Raw genomic sequence first — 26,075 nt, forward strand, 5'->3', positions numbered from 1 at the left:
CCGTGGAGATCCAATGAGCCAGGACGTCCTGACCACCGAAACCAATCGCCGCCAGTTGCAGCAGATCATCGCCGGCCTGTCCGACGGGGTGATTCTGCTGGAACTCGACCAGACCCTTCTCTGGGCCAATGACGCCGCGCTGGCGATGCACGGCGTCGGGCAGATAGGCGACCTGGGCGCAAATGCCAAGGAGTACGCCAAGCGCTTCGCCCTGCGCTATCGCAACAATCATCCGGTGCCGGTCGATAACTACCCGATCAACCGCGTAGCCCGTGGCGAGACGTTTAGCGATGTGCTGGTCGAGGTGACGCCAATAGATGACGAAGACCGCACCTGGGTCCACAACGTGCGCAGCATGGTGTTGGCCGACAGCAGTGGCGAGCCGGAGTCGCTGGTGCTGATCATGGACGACGTCACCGAGTGGGCCAGCGCCGAGCAGCGTTTCGAGAAGACCTTCAACGCCAACCCGGCCCCGGCGGTGATCTGTCGCCTCAGTGATTTGCGCTACATCAAGGTCAATCCCGGCTTCCTGGAAATGACTGGCTACGCCCGAGATCAGGTGATCGGTTGTTCGACCTATGAACTGGACGTGCTGGAGGGCGCCGAGAACAAAGACCTGGCCAAGCAGCGATTGCGCGAAGGGGCCACCATCCCGCAAATGCAGGCCGAATTGAAAGTGGCCGAAGGCGGCACAAAACAGGTGATCGTCGCCGGCCAACCCCTCGAGCTCAATGATGAGGCTTGCATGCTGTTTTCCTTCGTCGACATGGAGCCTCGGCACAAGGCCGAAGTCGCCCTGCGTCAGAGCGAGGAGCGTTTTGCCAAAGCCTTTCGCCTGACTCCGGTGCCGATCCTGGTGTGCAACGCCAGTGATCAGGTGGTGATGGATGTGAATGAGGCTTTTCTCGACACTTTTGCGTATCCCAGCGAAGAAGTGCTCGGCAAGACACTCATGGAGATCGATTTCATCCATGACAAAGCCGCTCGAACGAAGCTGTTCGCCGCGCTGGAAAAAACCGGAAGCCTGGATCGGGTCGACGTTCGCATGCGTAAAAAAGACGCCGAAGAGATCGATTGCGCCGTCTCCGCCGACACCGTGAACATCCAGAACAATCCTTGCTACTTGCTGGTGTTGATGGATGTCACCGAGCGCAAACGCACAGAGCTGGAATTGGTGTCGGCGATTGAAGAGGTGATGAAAGACGCCTCATGGTTCAGCCGTACGCTGATCGAAAAACTCGCCAACGTGAAGCACGTCAACTCGCCGAAGTTGCCCAGCGTGTCCTTCACTGACCTGACTGCCCGTGAGCGCGATGTGCTCGGCCTGATCTGCGAAGGCCTGGCGGACAAGGAAATCGCCGCCCGCCTGAAACTGGCGCCCAATACGGTGCGCAATCACGTCTCGACGGTGTATTCCAAACTCGATGTGCACAGCCGCAGCGAGGCGATTGTCTGGGCACGCGAACGTGGATTGTTCTCCAGCGAGTGGCGGCCCAAGAGCCAGCGGTAAGGTGCAAATGCACTAGTGCTGGAGGTGCATATTCATGTTCTGGGCGGGTGCGCCAATTCTTAATCTGTAAGGGTGCGATACAGGTCTTTGAGCCGCATCGCGTCCCCTTCGAAACAGCTAAAGGAACAGCCACATGGGTCACGTACACCTCACCGTCGCGATGCGCTGTCGTCCGGGTCGATCACAATGATTTACCTGACACAACTGCGGCTGCAGCTGGAGCGAAGTTTTTCGCCGCTGGCTTGTGAGTGCAATGTCACCGGCGATCATTCGTTGACCGTGAAGCTCTACCATCCGGTGTCGGGGCAGGTGGACCTGGTGGTCAGCGGATTGAACCTGGGGAAGCTCAAAACCCCCGAAGCAGTGGCCGCCCTGATTGAAGAACTGCGTTACGAACTGCAGAGCAGCACTTTGCATAGCCGCGAAACTTCATAAACGGCGTACTAACGGCCGCCAGGATCGCAGCCTCGTTTCACTCGACAGCTCCTACACGGGACGTATTCCCCCTGTAGGAGCTGTCGAGTGAAACGAGGCTGCGATCTTTTAATCTTGCTTTTTGGCACAAAGCTGTCTTTTCTGTGGCCAACCCGTGGACTTTCCGGCGTTGTTTTGTTGTCACAAAACTGTGTACAACAATAATCGCGGGTCAACCTATGAAAAGTCTTGGGAAACGCATTTTCGCGCCACTGCCGCTTGCACTCTGCGCGGCGATTCTCGGTGGTTGTGCCAGTCCTCCGCCACCACCACCCCTAGCTCCGCCGCCGCCACCGGTGCGTACCTGCCAGACCAGTGAAAACACTGATGTTCAAGGCGATATGCGAGCTGAAGGGCAGGTGACCCGCAACACCACGCTGACTCGCTGCATCACTCAGTAGGCAGTAAGCGCGGTTCAGTTTGTGTGTACCGCCAGCAGCGCTGTGCTGCTGGCGGCTACCGCTCGTTCAGACTTCCTCGATCCGCACCCACCGCGACTCCCGCGCCGCCAGGCGAATCGCCGTTGCCAGGCGTTCAACTTCCCACGCCTGTTCGAAATCCGTTCCACCCTGATCAACCCCGGCCAACGCCATTACCAGATCATGCACTTCCAGGGTCTTGAGTTCGTTGTAGCCCAGTTGGTGCCCGGCTGCTGGGCTGAACGCCGCGTAGCCCGGCAAATTCGGTCCCGCCAGCAGGCGTTGGAAACCGTCCTGCCCGGCGCGATACAGCCGCAGTTCGTTCAAGCGTTCCTGATCGAACGCCAACGTCCCGCGCGTCCCGCTGATTTCAAAACTCAGATGGTTCTTGTAGCCGTGTTTGAGCCAACTGCTGCTGAACGTCCCGCGCGCGCCATTGGCAAACCGCAGCAGCGCGTGGACCTGATCGTCCACCGCGATGGTGCGTTGTTCCTGGCTGCCCGCCGTGGCGGGACGTTGCCCGTGCACCGTTTGGGTGTCGGCGCAGACCGATTCGATGTCGCCCAGCAGATAACGGGCCATCGCCAGCAGGTGACTGCCCAGGTCCGCCAGCGCACCGCCGGCGTGTCCGGCTTCGCAACGCCAGGACCAGGGTGAAGCGGGGTCGGCCATGAAGTCTTCGCTGAACTCACCCTGGAAGCTGATGACCTGCCCTAACTCGCCGTTCTCGATCAGCTCACGAGCCAACCCGATGATCGGGTTGTGCTGATAGTTGTAACCCACCCGCGTAACTACACCGGCCGCTTTGGCGGCGAGTCGCATGGCGTTGGCTTGCTCCAGACTGACCGCCAGGGGCTTTTCGCAATACACCGGTTTGCCGGCTGCCAGGGCGGCCATGGCCATGGGGTAGTGCAGGTGGTTGGGCGTGGTGATGGCGATCAGATTGACCTTGGGGTCATCGATCAGTTTTTGCCAGTCGCTGTGGGCGGTTTCAAAACCCCAGGCATCGGCACAGTGACGGGCACGCTGTGGGTCGGCGTCGGCCAGGGCGGCGAGCCTGAGCTTGAGGGGCAGTTCGAAAACCGCACTGACATTTCGAAATGCCAAGGCATGGGCACGGCCCATGAAACCTGTGCCGATGAGTCCGATACCGAGTTCGCGCATAGCCGGGGTCCTTTTGAATTTTTGTTTTCAAGAGGACTATTTATGGAATAAATATTCACGCAATGCAATTAATAGAATAAATATTCTCTAGGCGGGCGAATACCCTGTAGGAGCGAGCTCGCTCGCGATGAACCCGAGAACGACGCGTTTTACCAGCAAACACGCGTTATCGTTCACGACCATCGCGAGCAAGGGTTGGGTCAGGACAGGAAACCGCCATCCACATTCAAGGAAACACCCGTGGTGTAGCTCGAAGCATCGCTGGCAAGGTAAAGCACCGCGCCCGCCATCTCGCTCGGGTCCGCCACGCGCTTGAGCGGAATCTGCGCCAACGCGGTGTTCAAGATCGCCTCGTTCTTCACCAGTGCCGACGCAAACTTGGTATCCGTCAGACCCGGCAGCAGGGCATTGCAGCGGATGCCGAACTGCGCGCATTCCTTGGCGAACACTTTGGTCATGTTGATCACGGCGGCTTTGGTCACCGAATAGATGCCCTGGAAGATCCCCGGCGAAATGCCGTTGATCGACGCCACGTTGATGATGCTGCCGCCGCCGTTTTCGCGCATCAGCTTGCCGGCTTCCACCGACATGAAGAAGTAGCCGCGGATGTTCACATCGACGGTTTTCTGGAAGGCGCTGAGGTCGGTGTCCAGCACGTTGCAGAACTGCGGGTTGGTCGCCGCGTTGTTGACCAGGATGTCGAGGCGCCCGAACTGTTCGCGGATGCCAGCGAAAACCTGGCTGATCTGTTCCATTTCTCCGATGTGGCAAGCGACGGCGGTGGCTTTGCCGCCGGCCGCGATGATCGCGTCGGCCACGTGTTGGCAGCCGTCGAGCTTGCGGCTCGAAACGATCACATGGGCGCCTTGCTGGGCCAGCAGTTTGGCGATGGCTTCACCGATGCCACGGCTGGCACCGGAGACAAAAGCGATCTTGCCGTCGAGGGCGAACAACTGAGTCTTGGACATGGGGTTCTCTTATAAAAAGTCTTGTTATTGGGCTAGGGGCGGTATCAGAGGCTGGATTTCGAAATGACCTGCAAGCTCATCTGCTCCAGCAGTTTGTTCATGTGAATGAACTGCGCGAAGCGTTTGTCCTGGGTCTGGCCATGGAAGAAACGGTAGTAGATCTGCTGCACGATGCCGGCCAGGCGGAACAGGCCGTAGGTGTAGTAGAAGTCGAAATTGTCGATCTGGATGCCGGAACGTTCAGCGTAATAATCGACGAACTCGCGACGGGTCAACATGCCCGGGGCGTGGCTCGGCTGGCGACGCATCAGTTGCACCGGCGCCGGGTCACCGGCCTCGATCCAGTAGGCGAGGGTGTTACCCAGGTCCATCAGCGGGTCGCCGAGGGTGGTCAGTTCCCAGTCGAGCACGCCGATGATTTGCATCGGGTTGTTCGGGTCGAGGATGACGTTGTCGAAGCGGTAATCGTTGTGGACGATGCTGGAGGTCGGGTGATCGGCCGGCATCTTGTCGTTGAGCCAGGCTTTCACCGCGGCCCATTGCGGCGCGTCCGGGGTCAGGGCTTTCTCGTAACGGTCGCTCCAGCCTTTGATCTGCCGCGCCACGTAGCCTTCGGGTTTACCTAGGTCAGCCAGGCCATAGGCCTTGTAGTCGACCCGGTGCAGTTCGACGAATTTGTCGATGAAGCTCTTGCACAGGGCTTCGGTCTTTGCCGAATCCAGCCCCAGTTCCGGTGGCAGTTCGGAGCGCAGGATGATCCCGTTGACCCGCTCCATCACATAGAACTCGGCGCCGATCACCGCTTCATCGGTGCAGTGCACGTAGGCTTTCGGGCAGTACGGAAAACCGTCCCGCAGCTGATTGAGGATGCGAAATTCGCGGCCCATGTCATGGGCGGACTTGGCCTTGTGGCCAAACGGCGGCCGACGCAGGACGAACTCCTGTTCGGGGTATTCCAGCAAGTAGGTGAGGTTCGACGCACCGCCGGGAAACTGGCTGATCTGCGGCAAGCCACTCAAGCCCGGAATATGCGCCTTGAGGTACGGATCGATCAGGCTGGCATCGAGTTCTTCGCCGGAGCGGATACGGGTGGACTGATCAGTAAGCGCCATGCTTATCCCTTCTGCTTATTTTGGAGGCCTGAAACTATTGGCTAATCTAATGCGCGCACCCGCCACCCACAACCACGATCGGCCCTTATAGGTGAGCGTGTTGCTGGCCAATCATTGCTTTTGATACAGCTGTTTGAATGGCCCTTAGAGCACTGCCTTGATCTCGCTGGCGGGCAGGTCGATAGGCGTGAGTACCGGCTCACCAGAAAAGAACGCCACCAGATTGCGACCCACCAACTCCACGGTGCCTTGAGTGGCTTCCGGGGACAGCCCGGCGACATGCGGGGTGAGGATCACGTTGGCCAGTCCCTTGAGTGCATCCGGCACGTGGGGTTCGGCATCGAAGACATCCAGCGCCGCGCCGGCGATCCTGCGTTGCTCCAGCGCGCTGATCAGGTCTGTGCTGACGATCACGCTGGCCCGGGCGATGTTGACGACGAACCCCTTGGGGCCCAGCGCGTCGAGCACGTGTCGGTTGATCAGGTGTTTGGTGCCCAGGCCGCCAGGTGTGGCGACAATCAAAAAGTCCGAGGCGCGTGCCAGTTCGGCGGGCGTCGAGCAGAAGCTGTAGGGCACGTCGCTGCGATGCTGGCGATTGTGGTAACTCACCGTCATGTCGAAACCGTTGGCGGCGCGTTTGGCAATGGCCATGCCGACGGCACCGAGGCCGAGGATGCCCAGGCGTTTGCCGGCCAGGGAAGGGCGCATGATTTTCGGCCACTCGCCCCGGCGCACGGCGGCGTCGCAACGAGGAATGTCACGCACCAGCGCCAGCAACATGGCCATGGCATGGTCAGCGACCGATGAGGCATTCACCCCGGCGCCATTGGTGACGGTGATACCGCGGTCGGCTGCCGCTTGCAGGTCGACGTGCTCATAACCGGCGCCGATCACGCAGATGATCCTGAGATGGGGCAGGGCGGCGATTTCATCGGCATACAGGCCCAACGGGCCACGGGTCAGTACAGCGTTGATCTGGTCCCCGTGCCGTGTAATGGCGGCGGCACGTTCGGCAGGAGTGGGGGCAAGAATCAGGTGAAAGCCCTGATGTTCGAGAATCGGCAGGTAATCATTAATGGTTTCAACCAGTACCAGAACGGTTGCGGGCATTGCTAGGCTCCTGTTGTCGTCGGCGTCGGGCGCAAAAAGTAATTTCAGGGTGCTGATACCAGAGTTGTTTGGCAATGGTCGTCAATCGCAGAACGGTACTTTTTAGTCTGGACTGGTTCTCGGAAGAAGCAAGCTATCGGTTCAGGGTCGTGAGGCGGTGTCACCTCACTGTGCAGCACAGTGCAAATACAGCGTGCTGCTGTTAAGTGTCACTGGGCCGTTTGTGCTTGTTGTGCCTTGTTTTGTTCCGCCAGCGCTATCGCCTTGAAATCATACGTCGGATAGAACTCGGTCCTGTAAGTCCCCCACGCCGTATTTTCCAGTGCAAGGTTTACTTCCGCCAGGCGGGACGCCGGAAGGCGCAGTGTGACGACCTGTCCGATGCCCATCATTATGTTCCAGCTAACAACCTCTACTCCCGAAGGTGGAAATGTTTTATAGAATCCTTGCTTGGCTAGCTGAGCCTTTAGTTCGCCCAGCGGTCTTGACTGATCATGTTTTAAAAATACAGTGAGCATGACGGCATTATCTGGTGTGGCAACGGCATTTTTTGCCGGGGGCGAGGTTGTGGCTTGCGCACTGACAACTCCGCAGAAGGCCGAAGATGTCAGTAAGGTAGATGTCAGCAATATTTTTAGTGTTTTTTGCATATTGAAACTCCGTGTTTTTATTGGAAGATTTAATTTGGCTAAAGCGATAGCGCTAATAAAGCGAAGTTGGCTGGAGTCGTTAGTGTTCGACGGGCTTCATGTGTGTGATGTTTTAATGGGGCGTGATGGCAGGTGTTGTGTTCACTGTTCCAGTATAAGGGGTGTGGACGACATATATGCGCACAAGCGGGTTGTTGGCTGCCATGTCGCGGGGCACTTCGCGAGAATAAGTGAACTCACTTCGATTTAATGTTTCCAGCTTCCTGATCACGGTTTTGGTCGGCCCTATATCGGGTATCAAAATATGGGTTTTATTATCGCCAGTGACAAAGAAGTAACCTCCGCCGCCATTGTTGTACTTTGATTCTCCCGTATCAGCGTAAAAAAACTCATAGCGATTGCGTTCGGGATCCCACGTCGATATTCCAACCACGCCAGGATAATTGGCTTTTACGTCTGTTTGTGGTGCCCCCTCTATATAGACCTTGGTTGTCAGCCATCGAGGCGAGGATGCCAGATCTCGAACGTCGGCAGTGGCGGGGGCTTGCTGCGCAAAGCTACCGAGAGGAAACAGCAGTGCCGCTAGAAGCAGGCCTGTAGAAGTAATAGTGTTTTTCTGCATGCGGATAACCCCTTATCAACGTCGTTGGTCGCTAGCTAGCTCGCTATCAATCATTGAGATTGAAAACGTAAAAAACTATAGGCTTGGAGTTGGGGGTGTTCAATAGCAAGGTGATTGCTTGTAACAATTAAGTGCTTTTTTGATATCGGGTAATATTCTGTCGTACATGTTTTTAACGTTTCCGCTGTCGGACTTTTCCTACATGTCCAGATGACAATGCGATCGATATTGTTCGTCGGTGCGCGCCATATTGGCTAAAGATCACCTCCGCCAGGAAAGAAGGGCGCTACGGCGATTGCTTACACAGCATATATATATACGCCGAGTTTGTAAGTCGGATGATGAGGTTGCAAACTACTCGTTGACGCGAGGGACTTTATGAGGTGATAGAAAAGTATCGTTGGATCGATTGTGACACGCAAGAAACGGATTCAAGTTCGAATCAGAAAGCTCGTCGCTGCCTCAAGGATTTCATCGGATAACGGTTCGCCCTGAGTGGCTCGGGCCAGCGTCAGGGCTCCGACCATCAAGGAATATTGCACCAGCGCCTGTTGCCGGTCGCGGGCGTCATCGCCGCTGTCCATCAACGAGCCAAAGCTGTCGAGCAGTTTATTCAGGCCTTCCATAAAGGTTTCGCGCAAACCACTCTCGGTCGCTTCGTGGCACATGTCCCCGGCGAAGGCCACCACCGGGCAGCTGTCGCCCGGATTGTCGCGGCTGGCGGCAGACAGGTATGGCGCGATCAAGGCCTGGCGGGCGGCGGTTTTATCGTCATGTTCAGCAATTCGTTCCTTCCAGCGTCCTGCGGCCTGCGCGAATGCCCGGCCACTGGCCTCCTGTGCCAAGGCTTCCTTGGACTCGAAGTGCCCATAGAAACCGCCATGGGTCAGGCCTGCAGCCCCCATCACATCGACAACACTGATCCCGTGCAGGCCCCGCTCACGAAACAGCCGCGTGGCGGCCTCGACGATGATCTCGCGGTTGAGGTCGGCTTGCTTGCGGGAAACTCGAGGCATTGGGGGCTCACAGGTAGGTAAAGGGTGGGAATCAAAGGGCGTACTGGGCAATGCCATTGCCGAAGGACCAGTTTTCTTTCTTCACTTCCACCAGATTAATGAAGACGTCCTCCAGGCGCACCGCCAGTTCTGCGTTAAGGCTCTCGGCGATGGTTTTGTAGAGGAGTTTTTTCTGCTCGACGGTCCGGCCTTCGCTCAGGGAGATCTGGATCACCACCAGATTGTCGGTGCGATCAATGCCAAGGTAGCCGGGATCAAAGATGAAATGCTGTTCATCGTGTTCGGCAAGGATCTGGAAATTATCGTTCTTCGGCACGCCAATCGTGCTGTGCATGGCGGCATAAATCAGCTGCCCGACGCGCTTGGCGAAAGTGGGGTCCTGATGCTTTTTGATGTCGACGCGAACCAGTGGCATGGGTTGACTCCAGAAGAGAGGCAGGACACTTCAAAATACATGATGGAAAACCTTTATCAAGCGGGGATTGCTGTTCAGCGATGAACTGCGGGTCCAAGCACGTTTTCGACAACACCTGATATCCCTGTGGGAGCGGGCTTGCCCGCGAAGACGTCGGCCCATTCGGCATCAATGTGGCTGACAGACCGCTATCGCGGGCAAGCCCGCTCCCACAGGGGGGTTGTTGCTCACTATCATCTGATCCGCACCACCGCTCTTCAGCTAAGTCTTTGCTTCTGTTGATTAATCCCGGACAATCGCGCCCCTGTTTCGGCCAGGGCGCTGCCTGTCGGATTTTTCCGACTCGTCCTGACCGAGTGGCAAGTGACCGGAATGCGGAGATCCTACCGGATGAATGATCAGGCCAATAGCGTCGACGAACGCTATGTAGCGGCGACACCAGCGAGCCTCGCGAGCTGGAATCGCCATGACACCACCTGGATGCTGGGCCTGTTTGGCACGGCCATCGGGGCCGGCACCCTGTTTTTACCGATCAATGCGGGTCTGGGCGGCTTCTGGCCGTTGCTGGTCCTGGCGGTGTTGGCGTTCCCCATGACCTTCTACGCACACCGTGGCCTGACCCGCTTCGTATTGTCCGGTCGCGAAGGCGCGGACATCACCGAAGTGGTGGAAGAACATTTCGGGATCAAGGCCGGTGCGTTGATCACCTTGCTGTACTTCTTCGCGATCTTCCCGATCCTGCTGATCTACAGCGTGGCGCTGACCAACACCGTGGGCAGTTTCCTCGAGCATCAACTGCACATCATGCCGCCACCGCGCATCGTGCTGTCGTTGGTGCTGATCCTCGGCCTGCTGGCCGTGGTGCGTTGTGGCGAGCAAGCGATCGTCAAGGCGATGAGCCTGATGGTGTATCCGTTCATCGTGGCGCTGCTGTTTCTCGCGGTGTTCCTGATTCCACACTGGAACGGCGGCATCCTGGCCACCGCTTCGACACTGCCTGAGCCGTCGGCGCTGCTGCACACCTTGTGGCTGGCGATTCCGGTGATGGTGTTCTCGTTCAACCATTCGCCGATCATCTCGGCGTTCGCGGTCGACCAGAAACGTCGCTACGGCGATCACGCTGAAGAGCGCAGCTCGCAGATCCTGTCCCGCGCCCACGCCTTGATGGTGGTGATGGTGCTGTTCTTCGTCTTCAGTTGCGTGCTGACCCTGTCGCCGGCGCAATTGGCGGAAGCCAAGGCGCAGAACCTGTCGATCCTGTCGTACCTGGCCAACCACTTCAGCAACCCGACCATCGAGTTTGCAGCGCCGTTGATTGCGTTCGTGGCGATCTCCAAGTCGTTCCTCGGTCACTACATCGGTGCCAGCGAAGGCCTTAAAGGCCTGATCGTGAAAAGCGGCAAGCGCCCGGCGCCGAAGACCCTGGACCGCATGACCGCTGCTTTCATGCTGGTGGTGTGCTGGATCGTTGCCACGCTGAACCCGAGCATTCTGAGGATGATCGAAACCCTGGGTGGCCCGATCATCGCGGCGATTCTGTTCCTGATGCCGATGTACGCAATCCGCAAGGTTCCGGCGATGGCGCGTTATCGCGGTCAGGCGTCCAACGTCTTCGTGACGGCGGTGGGCCTGGTGGCGATTTCGGCGTTGATCTATTCGCTGACCGCCTGACGCATCTCCCTGTAGGAGCGAGGCTTGCCCGCGAAGAACGATAATGCGGACAACCTGCAAGACCGCGTTATCGTTGTTCGCGGGCAAGCCTCGCTCCTACAGGGGTGAGGCGTTTTTTATTGCGCTGAAAACACCCGACACCTGACCCAGAGCCGACATAGCGGGCGATTAGCGATTAAGCTTGCGCTGCATAAACGCGTAGTAGAGCGTTTGCCGGGGAATCGCCCCGGCCAGTCGATCTTTCTCTGGAGACGCTTCATGGCTCATGCTCACGGTGCATCGGCGCAACCCCGTGCCGCTTCGCCTAACCGTTGGCGGGATGTGTTGGCCGGGTTGTCGATTGCCGGATTGTTGTTGCCCGAGGCGGTCGCGTATTCAAGCATTGCTGCGTTGCCGCCACAGGCCGGGGTGATTGCGTTGTTTGCCGGTCTGCTGTGCTACGGGCTGTTGGGCACCAGTCGTTTCGCCATTGTCTCCGCGACCTCGTCTTCAGCGGCGGTTCTGGCCGCCGCCACCGCCACGCTGGCCAACGGTGATTCAGGCCTGCGTCTGTCCCTGGCGATCGGCCTGGTGTTGGTGACCGGTGGTTTCTTCCTGCTGGCCGGGCTGTTCAAGCTCGGCAGCGTTACCTCATTCATCGCCAAACCGGTGCTGCGCGGCTTTGCGTTGGGACTGGCCGTGACCATCATCCTCAAGCAAGTGGCGACCATCGTTGACGTGCACTTGAGCAACGGCAACCTGATCCGGTTCATGCCTCAGCTGCTGGAGCAGTGGCCGCAGTGGAACTGGATCGGTGCGCTGGTCGCGGCGGTGGCGCTGCTGGTGTTGTGGTTGTGCGCGCGGATCAGGCGTTTGCCGGGAGGTTTGCTCGTAGTGGCGCTGGGTATCGCGGCGGGTCAGTGGCTGAACTTGCCGGCGTACGGGGTGAAATTGATCGGGGTGATCGATCTGAGCCTCGAAGTGCCCCATCTTCCGGTGTTGCCGTTCGCCGACTGGTTGCACCTGGGGGAGTTGGCGTTTGCGATGGTGATGATTCTGTACGCCGAATCCTACGGCTCGATCACCTCGTTCGCGCTCAAGCATGGCGACCGGGTTTCCTCGAACCGTGACCTGCTGGCACTCGGCGCAGCCAATCTGCTGTCGGGCCTGTTTCATGGCATGCCGGCGGGCGCCGGTTATTCGGCAACTTCGGCCAATGAGGCGGCGGGTGCCGGGTCGCGAATGGCCGGCGCGGTCGCGGCGGGGGTGGTGTTGCTCATCGTGTTGACCGTTTTGCCCTGGATTGCCCTGACCCCCGAGCCGGTCCTGGCGGCCATCGTCATTTTTGCCTTGGCGCGTGGCTTGAGCCTGCAGCCATTGGGGCGCTATTTCATCTGGCGCCGCGACCGCCTGCTGGTGATCTGCGCGGTGGCGGCGGTGCTGGTGTTGGGCGTGCTGGACGGCTTGTTGGTGGCGGTGGTGATCAGTGTGGTACTGATGTTGAAGCAGATGTCGTCGGCGGATATTCAGGTGCTTGGGAGAATCGGCGACGGGCATGATTTTGTCGACATGCAACGCCATCCCGAGGCTCAGGAAATACCCGGCGTGCTGATCGTACGGCCGAGCGAGGCGCTGTTTTTCGCTAACGTGGAGCGCATTCTCGGTGGGGCGTTGCGCCTGGCCCGACATGCATCACCGCCGATTCATACAATTATTCTCAGTCTCGAAGAGTCGCCCGATCTGGACGGCACCAGCATCGAAGCACTGGAAGCATTCTTTTTACAGGTGCGGGCCGAGGACAAGTTGCTGATCCTGGCGCGGCTGAAACACGAGGCAAAGGCGGTGCTGTCGAAGTTGCCGACGCGGGAGCTGGATCAGGTAATACTCAGCGGTTTGAGCGTCGACGGCGCAGTGCAACAAGCCCTCAACCCGAACACATAACGTGTAGGAGCGAGGCTTGCCCGCGAAGGCGGTGTGTCAGCAAAACAATCGTTGGATGACACACCGCCTTCGCGGGCAAGTCGAATCGTCGCACCGCTCGCTCCTACAGGGGTTACAGGCATAAAAAAACGCCGCTCATCTCGCGATGGGCGGCGTTTTTTATTGCGTTGCTACGTTAGGCTTGAACGACCGGGATGTTGGCGTTCGCAGCAGCTTCACGGAACTCGGCGATCTGGTCGAAGGACAGGTAGCGGTAAACATCAGCCGCCATGCTGTCGATCTTGCCAGCGTATTCCATGTACTCCTCGACGGTCGGCAGGCGACCCAGGATGGACGCAACGGACGCCAACTCAGCCGAAGCCAGGTAAACGTTCGCGCCGTCACCCAGACGGTTCGGGAAGTTACGGGTCGACGTCGACACCACAGTCGAGTTCGGCTCTACACGTGCCTGGTTACCCATGCACAGCGAGCAGCCCGGCATTTCCATGCGCGCGCCGGCCTTGCCGTAGATGCCGTAGTAGCCTTCTTCGGTCAGTTGGTGAGCGTCCATCTTGGTCGGCGGCGACAGCCACAGACGGGTTGGCAGCTGACCCTTGACCTGATCCAGCAGTTTACCGGCAGCGCGGAAGTGACCAATGTTGGTCATGCACGAACCGATGAACACTTCGTCGATCTTCTCGCCAGCAACGCTGGACAGCAGACGGGCGTCGTCCGGATCGTTAGGCGCGCAGAGTACAGGCTCTTTGATGTCGGCCAGGTCGATTTCGATGACTTCAGCGTATTCCGCGTCAGCATCGGCAACCATCAACTCAGGGTTGGCAACCCAGGCTTCCATCGCTTGAGCGCGACGTTCCAGGGTACGTGGATCGCCGTAGCCTTCGCCGATCATCCAGCGCAGCAGGGTGATGTTGGAGTTCAGGTACTCGGTGATCGACTCTTTCGACAGCTTGATGGTGCAACCGGCAGCCGAACGTTCGGCCGAGGCGTCGGACAGCTCGAAAGCCTGTTCGATGCTCAGGTTGTCCAGGCCTTCGATTTCCAGGATGCGGCCGGAGAAGGCGTTCTTCTTGCCTTTCTTCTCAACGGTCAACAGGCCAGCCTGAATCGCGAAGTAAGGAATGGCGTGAACCAGGTCACGCAGGGTGACGCCCGGTTGCATTTTGCCTTTGAAGCGCACCAGGATCGATTCCGGCATGTCCAGCGGCATAACGCCGGTGGCAGCGGCGAACGCCACCAGACCAGAACCGGCCGGGAACGAGATGCCCATCGGGAAACGAGTGTGCGAGTCACCACCAGTGCCGACGGTGTCCGGCAGCAGCATACGGTTCAGCCAGCTGTGGATGATGCCGTCGCCCGGACGCAGGGAAACGCCGCCGCGGGTCATGATGAAGTCTGGCAGGGTGTGGTGGGTGGTCACGTCGATCGGCTTTGGATAAGCCGCGGTGTGGCAGAAAGACTGCATTACCAGATCGGTCGAGAAGCCCAGGCACGCCAGGTCTTTCAGTTCGTCACGGGTCATAGGACCGGTGGTGTCCTGGGAGCCGACGGTGGTCATCTTCGGTTCGCAGTAAGTACCTGGACGAACGCCTTTGCCTTCCGGCAGGCCGCAGGCCTTGCCGACCATTTTCTGTGCCAGGGTGAAGCCCTTGCCGGTGTCGACAGGTGCTTCAGGCAGTTTGAACAGGTCGGTTGGGCCCAGGCCCAGCTCGGCGCGGGCTTTGTCGGTCAAACCGCGACCGATGATCAACGGGATACGGCCGCCAGCACGAACTTCGTCCAAAAGAACCGGAGTCTTCATCTGGAAGGTGGTCAGGACTTCGTCGGTGCCGTGTTTGCAGACTTTGCCAGCATGCGGGTACAGGTCGATCACGTCGCCCATGTTCATGTTGGTGACGTCGAATTCGATCGGCAGTGCGCCGGCATCTTCCATGGTGTTGTAGAAGATCGGAGCGATCTTGCTGCCGAAGCAGAAACCGCCAGCACGCTTGTTCGGCACGAAAGGAACGTCGTCGCCGAAGAACCACAGTACCGAGTTGGTTGCCGATTTACGCGAAGAACCAGTACCGACCACGTCGCCGACGTAGGCGATCGGGAAGCCGCTGTTGCGCATTTCTTCGATCTGCTTCATCGGACCGGTAACGCCTTGGGCGTCAGGCACGATGCCTTCACGGGCCATTTTCAGCATGGCCAGGGCGTGCAGCGGGATGTCCGGGCGGGACCAGGCATCCGGGGCAGGGGACAGGTCGTCGGTGTTGGTTTCGCCGGTGACCTTGAACACGCGCAGGCTGATCTTGTCGGCCAGTACAGGGCGGTTCTTGAACCACTCGCCGTCAGCCCAGGATTGCAGCACGCCTTTAGCGTGAACGTTACCGTTCTTGGCTTTTTCAGCGACGTCGTGGAAGGCGTCGAACATCAGCAGGGTGTGCTTGAGTTCTTTGGCAGCGACAGGCGCCAGTTCGGCGTCGTCCAGCAGGTTGACCAGGGTGACGATGTTGTAGCCGCCTTGCATGGTGCCGAGCAGTTCAACAGCGCGTTTCTTGTCGATCAGAGGGGAAGTGGCTTCGCCTTTGGCCAGAGCAGACAGGAAGCCGGCCTTTACATAGGCTGCTTCGTCCACGCCAGGCGGAACGCGATTGGTGATCAGGTCAACGAGGAAAGCTTCTTCGCCAGCCGGGGGATTTTTCAGCAGCTCGACCAGGCCTGCAGTTTGTTCGGCGTTAAGCGGCTGGGGAACGATACCCAGTGCTGCACGCTCTTCGATATGTTTGCGGTAGGCTTCAAGCACAGTTATTACCCTCATCAGTGGTCCCAAATGGGTGTCCGGGACGCTCATCCCGAAATTGCCGTACTCATGCGCTGCATGGCGTTGTGCGCCACTTAGCCAGAATTACCGACAATTCCTTACAGAAGCTGCTTTCAAAGTTTTACGCCTGCAGAACGGGAGCTGATGAGGGTTGGCGTTGGGCTTTTCCCCGCTGGAAAAACCCCTCGCCAACACCGCTCTGAAGGAACGACTGTGCTCGTGACGCTTTGAAAACAGCTTCTAACGGACATTGGCGCCTTAAAAGGCTGGCTGATTCTACGGCAAAAAAAAATTAAAGGTAAGTCAGGGTCTATTGGACTTTGGTGGCGGACCGCGTTGCTGGGCCAATGTGTGCGAGGCAAGGCGCGGGATGCCGCCCATGGTTGTTCCCTTGGCAAATCCTGCAACGCAGCCTCGCGCACATTGGCACGCAACCCGAAGGGACGGTGCCCGCTTGGTGCAGGGCTGCGTTGCTCGGAACTTATTTGGAACAACCAAACCACGTTCCTCGCGCCTTGCCCTGCACCAAGCGGGCCTCCGTCGCGGCCGTCACCAAAGTCCAATAGACCCTGAGCCCTTTAACTTTGAGGGGTGATCAATGTTAGACAAAGGGCTAACATGCCGGCCTGTTCTGCTTTCCCGTATTTTGCCTACCTATGCCCAATCAGACCATCAAGACCCCCTGCGTCGGCCTCTGCTCCACTGTTTACGGTGATCTGGTGTGCCGTGGCTGCAAGCGTTTCCACCATGAAGTGATCAATTGGAATGGTTACAACGAGGAGGAAAAGCGTGCCGTATGGCTGCGTCTTGAGCTGCTGCTGTCCCAGGTAATGGCCAGCAAGCTGGAAATTTTCGATCCCCAGCGCCTGCGCTTGCAGCTGGAACAGCGCAAGATCCGCTTCGTACCGCATCAGTCGGAATACTGCTGGGCCTATCAGCTGATCGCCCGTGGGGCGCGGGTGATCAATAACCTGGAAGCCTACGGAATGGTGCTGATGCCGGAGTTTCGCGACTGGAACCTGCCGGAATTGCGGGATGCCATTGATCGGGAGTTCTTTTTGCTCTCCGAGGCGCATTACCAGCGCTACATTGCGCCGGGGTTCCTGAAAGACGCCTTCGGCGCCTGACAGCATCGCGGGCAAGCCTCGCTCCCACGGGTTTTATGTTGATCACCACCGTTGTGTACGACACAAAAACTGTGGGAGCGGGCTTGCCCGCGATAGCGTCCGTCCAGACACTACAAAACTCAATGCTGGGTCACGATCTCCTCCAGATGATCCATGATCGTATCCGGCTTGAGCACCAGCACATCGCTGTCCACCGCATCCAGCACCACCTCCGCGGTATTGCCGATCAACGCCCCGGACAACCCGGTTCGCGCAACCGTGCCAATCACCGTCACGGCTGCCTGCAGCTTGTGCACCATGTACGGAATCAACACATCCGCCGGGCCTTCCTCGATGTGCAGGTGGTCATCGTCAATGTCGAACTCGGCCTGAAACGATTTGCACTGTTCGCGATAACGCGCCTCGATGGTTTCGCTGAGTTGCAAGGTCGGATCGGCTGCCGAGAGCATCGGCGACGGATGGGCGCTGACCACGTGCAACTGGGCCTTGGCCAGGCTGGCAATGTCGAAACCATGATCGACAATGCAGGCATGCAACGTGCGGTGTTCGCCGTCGGTGCTACCGACGTCAATGGCCGCCAGAATGACCCCGCCGGTCCAAGGCTTCGAGGTTTTCACCAGCAGCACCGGCGTCGGGCAATAGCGCAGCAGTTTCCAGTCCGCCGGGGTCAGCAGGGCCTTTTTCAGCGGGCTGTCGGGGTAGTGCTGCTTGACCACCAGCCCACAGCCTTCGGCCTGCTGCACATCGACGATGGTTTCATGCAGGCTTTGATTCCAGGCTTGTTCCGTGGTCACGCTGTAGCCGTCTTCCAGCAAAGCGGCCTTCAGCACGCCCAGCATGCCGCTGTGGTCATGCTTGGGATCGCAGACCAGCAGGTGCAGATGAGCCTGGGTCACGCCAGCAATCAGTTTGGCCCGCTTGAGCGCCAGGCTTTCCGAATGTTCGGGCTCGAGGACCACCAGGATGCTGCGTATGGCTTGCATGATCGGGATCTCCTGAAAGGTAAAAAATACTGCGTGGGGACAACTATAGTTGCTGGTCGGCCATCCGGGACTTGATGCATATCAACGGTCGCGACTGGTGGTCTGCCGGCAGGCCGGTATAATCGGCGCCCTTCGTTTTGAACCTCTTATCCGTGAGCCCCATGATCCTTCCCGAAATCCACGAGTTCCTCGGCTGCCGCACGCCCGATGGCTGGGTCCAGGCCGCGCTGGCCGATCAGGAAACCCTGCTGATCGACCACAAGAACTGCGAATTCAAGGCGGCCAGCACGGCGTTGAGCCTAATTGCCAAGTATCACTCTCACGTCGACCTGATCAACCTGATGTCACGCCTGGCTCGGGAAGAGCTGGTGCACCACGAACAGGTCATGCGCCTGATGAAAAAGCGCAAGATCGAGCTGCGTCAACTGTCCGCCGGGCGTTACGCTTCGGGCCTGCGCAAAGTGGTACGTAGCCACGAGCCGGTGAAACTAGTCGATACGCTGGTGGTGGGGGCCTTTATCGAAGCACGCAGTTGTGAACGTTTCGAGGCGTTGGTGCCACATCTGGACGAGGAGCTGGGAAAATTCTACTTCGGCCTGCTGAAAAGCGAGGCCCGGCATTTTCAGGGTTATCTGAAACTGGCCTACCAGTACGGTGATGCCAAGGACATCGCCCAGGTGATCGACCGGGTTCGTACCGCCGAGCAGGAACTGATCGAATCACCGGACGTGGAATTCCGCTTCCACAGCGGTGTGCCAACCGCTGCATAAACCTGGGGAGTACGGCTTGTGTCGTTCTTGAGGACGCCTTCGCGGGCAAGCCTCGCTCCTACAGGGATTCGGCCGTTTGCAAAATCGACGCGGTCCTGTAGGAGCGAGGCTTGCCCGCGAAGAGGCCATCAGCAACACCTCACCCGTCCCATGAACAGTGTTAGCAGCTCAACCCCAGGCGTTCATGCCACTCGGCGATGGACTCTTCGGGATACTCATCGAACTGTTTGTCGCCAGGCTGCACCTCTGCCTCTACCCACGGCGCCTTGGAATCCAGCAACAAATGCGTGTGTTCCGGCGGCACCGGCAGCGGTGTGTCGATGGCCGAGGCAAACGGGTGAATCAACTCCGGCCATTCCGGGCTGAACAGCCATAAACCCGAGCCACATACCGAACAGAAATGCCGCTCGGCCGTACTGCGGTGGGCGCGTTGAGCGCCTTCGTCCTTGAGTAACGCATGGTAAATCGCAATGTGCTTGCGCCCGCGCACTTTCAGGCTGTTGGCATCGCCCGCAATATTGATCGCATAGCCGCCACCGCCCTGGGTCTTGCGGCAGATAGAGCAATAGCAGCGCTGATACGGGTAGGGGTGGGCGCTGGTCAAACTGAACGACACGGCGCCGCAATGGCAGGAACCTTCGAGCTGCATGGCAACCTCCGACGGGTCTTGGCTGATCCAGACAGCCTAGACCGGCACCAGAATCGCATCGCCGGTGGCCACCAGTTTCAATTGATCGCCGGTTTGCGCGAACAGCTCGGCGCGGGCAAACACCTGCTTCTTGCCGGCCTTCACCACCCGACCCCGGGCGATGAACACTTCACCGATGGCGGGCGCCAGGCAGTTGACCGAAAAATGTGAAGCCAACACGTTACCGGCGACCGTTCCCGCCGCAAAGCCGCACGCCGTGTCGAGTAGTGCGCCGATCAGTCCGGCGTGCAGGAAACCGGCGTACTGCGCCATGTCAGCCTCGCGAAACGCCATTGTCAGTTCGGCTTCACCGCTCTCGGCGCGAGTGACTTCGAAACCGGCCCAGCGGTTGAAGGCTGAGGTTGAGTTGATCTGTTTGAGTGTGTTGAGCATGGCGAATCCCTCCGATTGAAGGTTCAACATGCGCCCGGTTCGGGGGGAAGTCATTGTCCATAACTGAGGCTGATGAAGCTGGATTTGTGGTGAATGTGCTGGCCTCATCGCGGGCAAGCCCGCTCCCACATTTTATCTGTGGCGTTCACAAGTCCCCTGTGGGAGCGGGCTTGCCCGCGATGAACGATAACACGGTCCCACTGGACGCCCACCGCCCGCCGGGTCAGCATGTGTGCCTCGAAATCGGGGTCTCAAGTCATGCGGCGTCTACCTTCACTGGCAGCACTCAGAACCTTCGAATGCGCCGCCCGCCACGCCCACTTCGGCCGGGCGGCGGCGGAGTTGTGCGTCACCGACAGCGCCGTCAGCCACCAGATTCGCCAACTCGAAGAGCAACTGGGCGTGTCGCTGTTCATCCGCGAAGGCCGGCAGATTCGCCCGACGATGGCGGCCGGGCGTCTGATGCAGAGTTTGCAGCAAGCCTTCGAACTGATCGGCGATGCCTGCGATGAACTGCGCGACCCGTCATCCCTGGCGGTCTTGCGTTTGGCGGTCACCGCCGAACTCGCGCAAAAATGGCTGATGAGTCGCCTCACGGATTTCTACGCCCGTTACCCGCACATCACCTTGCACCTCTACGAACAACCGATCGACGCCACGGCGCCGGGGGAAGACATCGACCTGGCGATCACCTACGGCACCGGCCCGGTGGACAGCAGCGCGTTCTTTGTCCGGCCGTTGCCGGCGCTGCAGTTCTTCCCGGTGTGCAGCCCCGGTCTGTTCAACCAGGGCACCCTGAAAACCCCGAAGGACCTGGCGCGCCACTGTCTGTTGCACGACGATCAGGACGGCAAGACCTGGACCGCCTGGCTCACCAGCCATGCCGGCGATCAGCGCCCGGAACGCCAGCTGTATTTTGCTCACGCAGGCCTGGCGCTGGAAGCCGCGGCCCAAGGGCAGGGTGTGGCCATGGGCGACAACCTGACCGCTCAGGAAGACTTGCTCAGCGGTCGGCTGGTCCGGCCCTTCACCTCCAGCATGACCGCGTTGGGCCAATATGCGCTGGTGTGTGAACGGGTACGGCTGGAGCGTCCGGCGGTGGCGCAGATGCTGGAGTGGTTCAACGATCAGCTGATCGATTGATGAGTTGAATTCAAGTATTCCGAAATAATCATCGTTGGCGAGCAGGGCGCTCACGCACTTAGCCTGTGGTCATTCCAATCCCCGCTGATGAGGTTTGACCATGGCACGTTTGCTCGACACCACTCCCAAACTCGACGGTTTCCGTTTGCCCGGCGAATTCGAAACCAAGTCCGGCTGCTGGCTCGGCTGGCCGGAGCGCACCGACGTCTGGCGTAACGGCGCCAAGCCTGCGCAGAAAGTCTGGGTGCAGATCGTCACCGCCATTGCCCAGAGCGAACCGGTTACCGTGTGTGCCTCCGCCGCACAATTCGCCACCGCCCGCCGCCAGTTGCCGCCGCACGTGCGCGTGGTGGAAATGACCTGCAACGACACCTGGTTTCGCGACAGCGGGCCGTGCTTTGTGGTCAACGATGACAGCGGCGAAGTACGCGGTGTGGACTTCGAGTTCAACGCCTATGGCGGCCTCGACGGTGGCTTGTATTATCCGTGGGACAAGGACGACCAGATCGCCAGCAAGATCCTCGAAATCGAACGTTTCGACCGCTACCGCGCGCCACTGATCGCCGAGTTGGGCGGCATCCAGAGCGATGGCCAGGGCAGCATCCTCACCACCGAGCAATGCCTGCTCAACCGCAATCGCAACCAGCATCTGGGCAAGGAAGAAGTCACTCGCCGATTGACCGATTACCTCGGCGCCGAGCAAATCATCTGGCTGCCACGCGGCTGTAAATTCGACGAAACCGACGGCCACGTCGACGATCTCGCCTGCTTCGTGCGCCCCGGTGAAGTGGTGCTGCAATGGACCGACAATCGCGATGACCCGCAATGGGAAATCTACCAGGAAGCCTACGACATCCTGCGCAGCACCCGCGACAGCCGTGGTCGCGAGTTGATCGTGCACAAATTGCCGCAACCGGACGTGCTGGAATGGACCGCCGAAGAGGCCGAAGGGCTGGACCAGCTCGATAGCACCCATGTGCGTCAGGCCGGGACCAAAATCTGCGCGTCGTACATCAACTACTACGCCGGCAACACGTCGATTGTGGTGCCGCTGTTTGGCGATCGCCATGATCAGGCGGCACAGGCGACCCTGGCCGAACTGTTCCCGCAGCACACAATCGTCGGCATCGAAAACTCCCGGGAAATCCTCCTCGGCGGCGGCAACGTCGCGTGCATCACCATGCCGCAATACGCTGGCACTGCCTGCAACAAAAAGGGAGTTTAATCATGGGCCTGCACAAACTGACTCAAGCGTTATTGCTGGTGCTTGCACCCCTGTGTGTGCAGGCCGCCGACACCGCCAAACCGGTGGTGAACCTGTACATCTGGGGCGAGTACCTGGCCCCGGATACCTTGAAGAATTTCGAGAAAAAAACCGGCATCCACGTCGTGGCCGATCACTTCGACTCGCTGGAAACCGTCGAGACCAAACTGCTCACCGGCCGCAGCGGCTACGACCTCGTGCTGACTGCCGGGCAGCACCTGTCCCGGGCGATCCAGAGTGGGGCGATTCAAGCGCTAAACCCGCAATTGCTGCCGCATTTTGCCGGGGTTGGCGAGGAGTTTCGCCAGCACATGGCGGTGTTTGATCCGGGCAATCGTTACGCCGGGATCTACGCTTGGGGCACCACGGGCGTTGGTTATCAGGAGGAGGCGGTGAAACAGCGCCTGCCCGATGCGCCAACGGACAGTTGGGCGATGCTGTTCGACCCGGCGGTGGTGGCGAAATTCGCCGATTGCGGGGTCAGCCTGCTCAATGATCCCAACGAGGTGTTCGCTGCCGTCATGAAATACATGGGGCTGGACATCAACCGGCAGAACCTCGATGACTTGAAACTGGCCGAGCAGCAACTGGCGAAGATTCGGCCCTACATTCGATATTTCGACAACGATCTGAACATCAGCGACCTGGCCAACGGCAACACCTGCGTCGCCATGTCGTGGAACGGCAACGTGGCGATTGCCGCCGGGCAGGCCGAGGCGGCGAACAAGCCGTTCAAACTGAGTTACCGGATACCGAAAGAGGGTACGTTAATCTGGTTCGACGCCATGGTCATCCCCAAGGATGCACCGCATCCCGAGGCTGGATTGGCGTTGATGGATTATTTGATGACGCCTGAGGTGATTGCGCCGATTACCGACACCATTCATTACGCCAATGCGATTACGGCGGCGGATGGTTTGATTGATCCGGCGATTCGCGATGATCCGGGGACGTATCCGTCGGCGCAGGTGCGGGCTTCGCTGTATAGCAAGAATGACAATGGCAAGGCGTTCAACCGGGCGCTGATTCGGGCGTTCAGTCGGTTGAAGTCGGGGTTGTGATTAGGTTTGAGTTTGGGTGATGTGGTGAATGGAATGACGCCATCGCGGGCAAGCCCGCTCCCACAAGGATCGGTGTGTGTGCTCGACACAAAACCTGTAGGAGCGAGGCTTGCCCGCGAAGAACGATAACGCGGTCTACTTGCCGGTCATCCGCCACAAATACCACGATGCCACCGTCCGATAAGGACTCCACGCCATCCCGATTTCAATCATCTGCTTACGCGTCGGCTGTACCTCCAACCCCTTGAGCCGCCGATACCCTTCACGCACACCAAAGTCATCGGCCGGCAAAATATCCGGCCGCTCCAGGCTGTAAATCAGCAACATCTCCACGGTCCAGCGGCCAACCCCGCGCAAGGTGATCAGGCGCTCGATCAACGCCTCGTCATCCATGGCCAGCGCCGTGGCGTAGTCAGGCACGACAGCGTCCAGCGCGGCCTGGGCGATCCCCTGAATAGTCGCAATTTTGCTGGCGGAAAACCCGCAACTGCGCAGCCGGTCAAAGTCGGTGGCAACAATCTGTTCCGGCCTCGGAAACCCGCCCGCAGGGAACAGTGCCAACAGCCGGCCGACAATCGCATCCCCGGCCTTGGCGTGCAGTTGCTGGTAGGCAATCGCCCGCACCAGCGACTCATAAGGATCACGCGCCGCATGGGGCTGATGCAGGCACGGGCCGATAGCGGCGATGTGGCGCGCCCAGTCCTCATCGATGGACGATAGAAATTGGGTAGCGGGCAGATAGCGGTCGGGCATGGGCTCAGATTTTCCCGGACGTTGCCAGCAGGGCGTTCACTTCGCCATAGGTGAAAGCCTTGAGTTCGCGGGTGTCGAACGTGCCGGTTTCCAGGAAACTCTTGGTCACTGTCGCCATGGCGCCATACAGAAACTCGGCGATGCGAGAACCCGCGCTCAACCGGCGTACGCCGAGTGCCTTCAGTGCTTCAGGCGATGGCAGGCCCGGGAGCCCGAGAACGTTGACGGGCAGGGTAGTGCCTTGGCACAGCGCCGCGATCTCGTACTCGGCGGTGACCCCGGCCGCAAACAGCCCATCGGCACCGGCGGCTTGATACAAAGCAGCGCGCTTGAGCGTCTCGGCCACGCGGTCTTCGGCGGGCACCAGGCTTTTGAGGTAGACATCGCTGCGGGCATTGATGAACAGCTTCACGCCGCGACGTTCCGCCACCTGACGCGCGATTTCAATCTTGCGCACCAGCAGCTCGGGCGGTGACGCGCCGTCCTCGATATTGATCCCTACCGCGCCGGCGGCGATGACCGCATCAATCACGTCGGCCACCCGCGCCAGGTCATCGGAATAGCCGGCTTCGATGTCCACGGTCAACGGCACCGTGATCACCCGGGCGATGGACTCGACCGTCGACACCAGGCGTTCGAGGGGCAGGGCGTTGCCGTCCTGATACCCGTGAAGCCAGGCCACCGCTGCGCTGCTGGTGGCCACGGCTTTGCAGCCCAGTTGCTCGACCAGCCGCGCCCCGGCGGCATCGGCGACGTTGGTGAGGATGAGTAAGCCATCGTGGTGCAACTGCTGGAATTGGTTGTCGAGCGTGTCCATCAAATGTCCTTCCTTATGACCTTTTGAGAAAACCGAGGGTGTTCAGAATGCGAGTTGTCGTGTGAGCTGAATCGCGGCGTTTTCCAGCCTGAGCAAAAACGCCTTGCGCGGTTGTCCTCCACCATAGCCCGTGAGCGAGCCGTCCGCACCGATCACCCGGTGGCAGGGCACGACGATCGAAAGACGGTTGTGCCCGTTGGCCAGGCCCACCGCGCGACTGGCGCCGGGCTTGCCCAACTGTGCGGCGATGGCGCCGTAGGTGCTGGTCTGGCCGTAGGGGATTTGCGCCAGTTGCGCCCAGACCTGCCGCGCGAATTCGCTGCCGGGCAAGTGTAGTGGAACATTGAACTCGGTGAGTTTGCCGGCGAAATACTGCGTCAGTTCAGCTTCAATTTGCTGCAAATGCCCGTTGTGCCCCGGCGCGATCGCGTAGCCATAACGGTTTTGCAATTCTTCGACTTCACGGGTCAGCGCCGGCCGGTCAAGAAACTCCAGCAGCACCAACCCACGACGTTCGGCCATGGCGATCATCGGCCCCAATGGCGTAGTTAACCGGGTGAACAGCAGCGGCTCGCTATTGGCGGCCCGGCCCGGGGTGATGTTGAAGGACTTTTGAAACGCATCGCGAAAACCGCTGAGGGATTCATAACCCGAGTCGTAGGCTGCGTTGTCGATCGACTCGCCCTGTTTGATCCCGCCCAACGCCATGCCGAGGCGCCGGGTGCGCAGCCAGGCATGAAAGGTCATGCCGAAATGCTGTTTGAACCAGCGCCGCAGTTTCAGCGGCTCGATGCCCTCGGAGAGCAACTGGGCATCGGTCCAGCGCTGTTCGGGGTCGGCGTCTACCGATTTGAGCAGTTGCTGCACCCAGTCCGGCGCAATGGCTGCGGCGTCCAGTGGCTTGCAGCGCAGGCAGGCGCGGTAGCCTGCGGACATGCATTCATCGGCGTGGGCGAAGAACTCGACGTTCTCCGGCTTCGGTTTGCGCGCCGTGCAACTGGGGCGGCAGAAAATGCCGGTGGTTTTCACCGCAGTAAAGAACACCCCCTCGTAGGCGGTGTCTCGTTCGAGCATGGCGCGAACCATCTCGGCGTGGGGCGGAAGCACTGCGTTTTGTAGGTTCATGGACTGAGCATAAGGCCCGAAGGCCACAGCCTCCACCGCAAAATCGACAAAGAATTCCTGCACCGCCCCCCTTGTAGGAGCTGGCTTGCCAGCGATG

The 26,075-nt window shown here is 59.4% G+C and carries 24 protein-coding genes; 9 read left to right on the forward strand and 15 right to left on the reverse strand.

The features are described from left to right. The first annotated feature begins 13 nt into the window (after positions 1-13). A complete protein-coding gene (locus AEQ67_RS17020; protein ID WP_059405001.1) occupies positions 14-1,510 on the forward strand; it encodes a helix-turn-helix transcriptional regulator in 1,497 nt (498 codons plus the stop codon). Positions 1,511-1,696: 186 nt separating this feature from the next. Further along, positions 1,697-1,945, forward strand: a complete 249-nt coding sequence (locus AEQ67_RS17025) for a DUF1652 domain-containing protein (protein ID WP_059405002.1) — start codon at positions 1,697-1,699, stop codon at positions 1,943-1,945. A 506-nt stretch (positions 1,946-2,451) separates the two neighbouring features. Here the strand turns inward: AEQ67_RS17025 and AEQ67_RS17030 are convergent. The 8 genes from AEQ67_RS17030 to AEQ67_RS17065 form a co-directional block, all read right to left on the reverse strand. Next, complete coding sequence (locus AEQ67_RS17030; protein ID WP_059405003.1) at positions 2,452-3,567, reverse strand: Gfo/Idh/MocA family protein; 1,116 nt, start codon at positions 3,565-3,567, stop codon at positions 2,452-2,454. A 200-nt stretch (positions 3,568-3,767) separates the two neighbouring features. After that, positions 3,768-4,535, reverse strand: a complete 768-nt coding sequence (locus tag AEQ67_RS17035) for an SDR family oxidoreductase (RefSeq protein WP_059405004.1) — start codon at positions 4,533-4,535, stop codon at positions 3,768-3,770. Positions 4,536-4,579: 44 nt separating this feature from the next. Continuing rightward, positions 4,580-5,647 (reverse strand): phosphotransferase family protein, encoded by a 1,068-nt coding sequence (locus tag AEQ67_RS17040; RefSeq protein WP_059405005.1) that lies wholly within the window; start codon positions 5,645-5,647, stop codon positions 4,580-4,582. A 144-nt stretch (positions 5,648-5,791) separates the two neighbouring features. Beyond that, entirely contained in the window at positions 5,792-6,757 is a 966-nt protein-coding gene (locus AEQ67_RS17045; RefSeq protein ID WP_059405006.1) for a 2-hydroxyacid dehydrogenase, read from the reverse strand. Between the two features lie 209 nt (positions 6,758-6,966). Continuing rightward, positions 6,967-7,407: a hypothetical protein gene (locus AEQ67_RS17050; RefSeq protein WP_059405007.1), complete on the reverse strand. Its 441-nt coding sequence runs from the start codon at positions 7,405-7,407 to the stop codon at positions 6,967-6,969. Positions 7,408-7,519: 112 nt separating this feature from the next. Further along, complete coding sequence (locus tag AEQ67_RS17055; RefSeq protein WP_059405008.1) at positions 7,520-8,029, reverse strand: DUF4822 domain-containing protein; 510 nt, start codon at positions 8,027-8,029, stop codon at positions 7,520-7,522. A gap of 431 nt (positions 8,030-8,460) precedes the next feature. Beyond that, entirely contained in the window at positions 8,461-9,045 is a 585-nt protein-coding gene (locus AEQ67_RS17060; protein WP_059405009.1) for a TetR/AcrR family transcriptional regulator, read from the reverse strand. A 31-nt stretch (positions 9,046-9,076) separates the two neighbouring features. Next, positions 9,077-9,460, reverse strand: a complete 384-nt coding sequence (locus tag AEQ67_RS17065) for a tautomerase family protein (protein ID WP_059405010.1) — start codon at positions 9,458-9,460, stop codon at positions 9,077-9,079. A gap of 390 nt (positions 9,461-9,850) precedes the next feature. On the opposite strand from AEQ67_RS17065, the gene AEQ67_RS17070 reads away from it, so the two are divergent. Continuing rightward, entirely contained in the window at positions 9,851-11,131 is a 1,281-nt protein-coding gene (locus tag AEQ67_RS17070) for a serine/threonine transporter (protein ID WP_059405011.1), read from the forward strand. A 258-nt stretch (positions 11,132-11,389) separates the two neighbouring features. Next, the gene (locus AEQ67_RS17075; RefSeq protein ID WP_059405012.1) at positions 11,390-13,051 is read left to right on the forward strand and encodes a SulP family inorganic anion transporter; all 1,662 of its coding nucleotides are present in this window, start codon (positions 11,390-11,392) and stop codon (positions 13,049-13,051) included. Between the two features lie 175 nt (positions 13,052-13,226). Here the strand turns inward: AEQ67_RS17075 and acnB are convergent, their stop codons facing one another. Further along, a complete protein-coding gene (gene acnB, locus AEQ67_RS17080; protein WP_059405013.1) occupies positions 13,227-15,836 on the reverse strand; it encodes a bifunctional aconitate hydratase 2/2-methylisocitrate dehydratase in 2,610 nt (869 codons plus the stop codon). A 674-nt stretch (positions 15,837-16,510) separates the two neighbouring features. On the opposite strand from acnB, the gene AEQ67_RS17085 reads away from it, so the two are divergent. Continuing rightward, a complete protein-coding gene (locus AEQ67_RS17085) occupies positions 16,511-16,981 on the forward strand; it encodes a DUF1289 domain-containing protein (RefSeq protein WP_059405014.1) in 471 nt (156 codons plus the stop codon). A 119-nt stretch (positions 16,982-17,100) separates the two neighbouring features. Here AEQ67_RS17085 and AEQ67_RS17090 read toward each other — a convergent pair whose 3' ends face one another. Beyond that, complete coding sequence (locus tag AEQ67_RS17090) at positions 17,101-17,964, reverse strand: universal stress protein (protein WP_059405015.1); 864 nt, start codon at positions 17,962-17,964, stop codon at positions 17,101-17,103. Positions 17,965-18,125: 161 nt separating this feature from the next. On the opposite strand from AEQ67_RS17090, the gene AEQ67_RS17095 reads away from it, so the two are divergent. Then, entirely contained in the window at positions 18,126-18,734 is a 609-nt protein-coding gene (locus AEQ67_RS17095; RefSeq protein WP_059405016.1) for a tRNA-(ms[2]io[6]A)-hydroxylase, read from the forward strand. A 160-nt stretch (positions 18,735-18,894) separates the two neighbouring features. Here the strand turns inward: AEQ67_RS17095 and AEQ67_RS17100 are convergent, their stop codons facing one another. Then, positions 18,895-19,383 (reverse strand): GFA family protein, encoded by a 489-nt coding sequence (locus AEQ67_RS17100; protein ID WP_059405017.1) that lies wholly within the window; start codon positions 19,381-19,383, stop codon positions 18,895-18,897. A gap of 36 nt (positions 19,384-19,419) precedes the next feature. Next, positions 19,420-19,815, reverse strand: a complete 396-nt coding sequence (locus tag AEQ67_RS17105; protein WP_059405018.1) for a PaaI family thioesterase — start codon at positions 19,813-19,815, stop codon at positions 19,420-19,422. Between the two features lie 258 nt (positions 19,816-20,073). Here AEQ67_RS17105 and AEQ67_RS17110 point away from each other — a divergent pair, with 258 nt between their 5' ends. From AEQ67_RS17110 to AEQ67_RS17120, 3 genes are all read left to right on the forward strand, one after another. Continuing rightward, on the forward strand, positions 20,074-20,958 hold the full coding sequence (locus AEQ67_RS17110) for a LysR substrate-binding domain-containing protein (RefSeq protein WP_059405019.1): 885 nt from the start codon (positions 20,074-20,076) through the stop codon (positions 20,956-20,958). A gap of 100 nt (positions 20,959-21,058) precedes the next feature. Next, positions 21,059-22,183 (forward strand): agmatine deiminase, encoded by a 1,125-nt coding sequence (gene aguA, locus AEQ67_RS17115; protein ID WP_059405020.1) that lies wholly within the window; start codon positions 21,059-21,061, stop codon positions 22,181-22,183. Positions 22,184-22,185: 2 nt separating this feature from the next. Then, the gene (locus tag AEQ67_RS17120) at positions 22,186-23,283 is read left to right on the forward strand and encodes an extracellular solute-binding protein (RefSeq protein WP_059405021.1); all 1,098 of its coding nucleotides are present in this window, start codon (positions 22,186-22,188) and stop codon (positions 23,281-23,283) included. A 135-nt stretch (positions 23,284-23,418) separates the two neighbouring features. On the opposite strand, the gene AEQ67_RS17125 is transcribed toward AEQ67_RS17120, so the two are convergent. From AEQ67_RS17125 to AEQ67_RS17135, 3 genes are read right to left on the reverse strand one after another with little or no spacing between them, the layout of a single operon-like run. After that, a complete protein-coding gene (locus AEQ67_RS17125; protein ID WP_059405022.1) occupies positions 23,419-24,036 on the reverse strand; it encodes a DNA-3-methyladenine glycosylase family protein in 618 nt (205 codons plus the stop codon). 4 nt (positions 24,037-24,040) lie between these two features. Next, on the reverse strand, positions 24,041-24,853 hold the full coding sequence (locus AEQ67_RS17130; RefSeq protein WP_059405023.1) for an isocitrate lyase/PEP mutase family protein: 813 nt from the start codon (positions 24,851-24,853) through the stop codon (positions 24,041-24,043). 42 nt (positions 24,854-24,895) lie between these two features. Further along, on the reverse strand, positions 24,896-25,978 hold the full coding sequence (locus AEQ67_RS17135) for a bifunctional transcriptional activator/DNA repair enzyme AdaA (RefSeq protein ID WP_059405065.1): 1,083 nt from the start codon (positions 25,976-25,978) through the stop codon (positions 24,896-24,898). Positions 25,979-26,075 lie beyond the last annotated feature (97 nt).

It is taken from the genome of Pseudomonas sp. RIT-PI-q, from assembly GCF_001297125.1.
Classification (GTDB): Bacteria; Pseudomonadota; Gammaproteobacteria; order Pseudomonadales; family Pseudomonadaceae; genus Aquipseudomonas.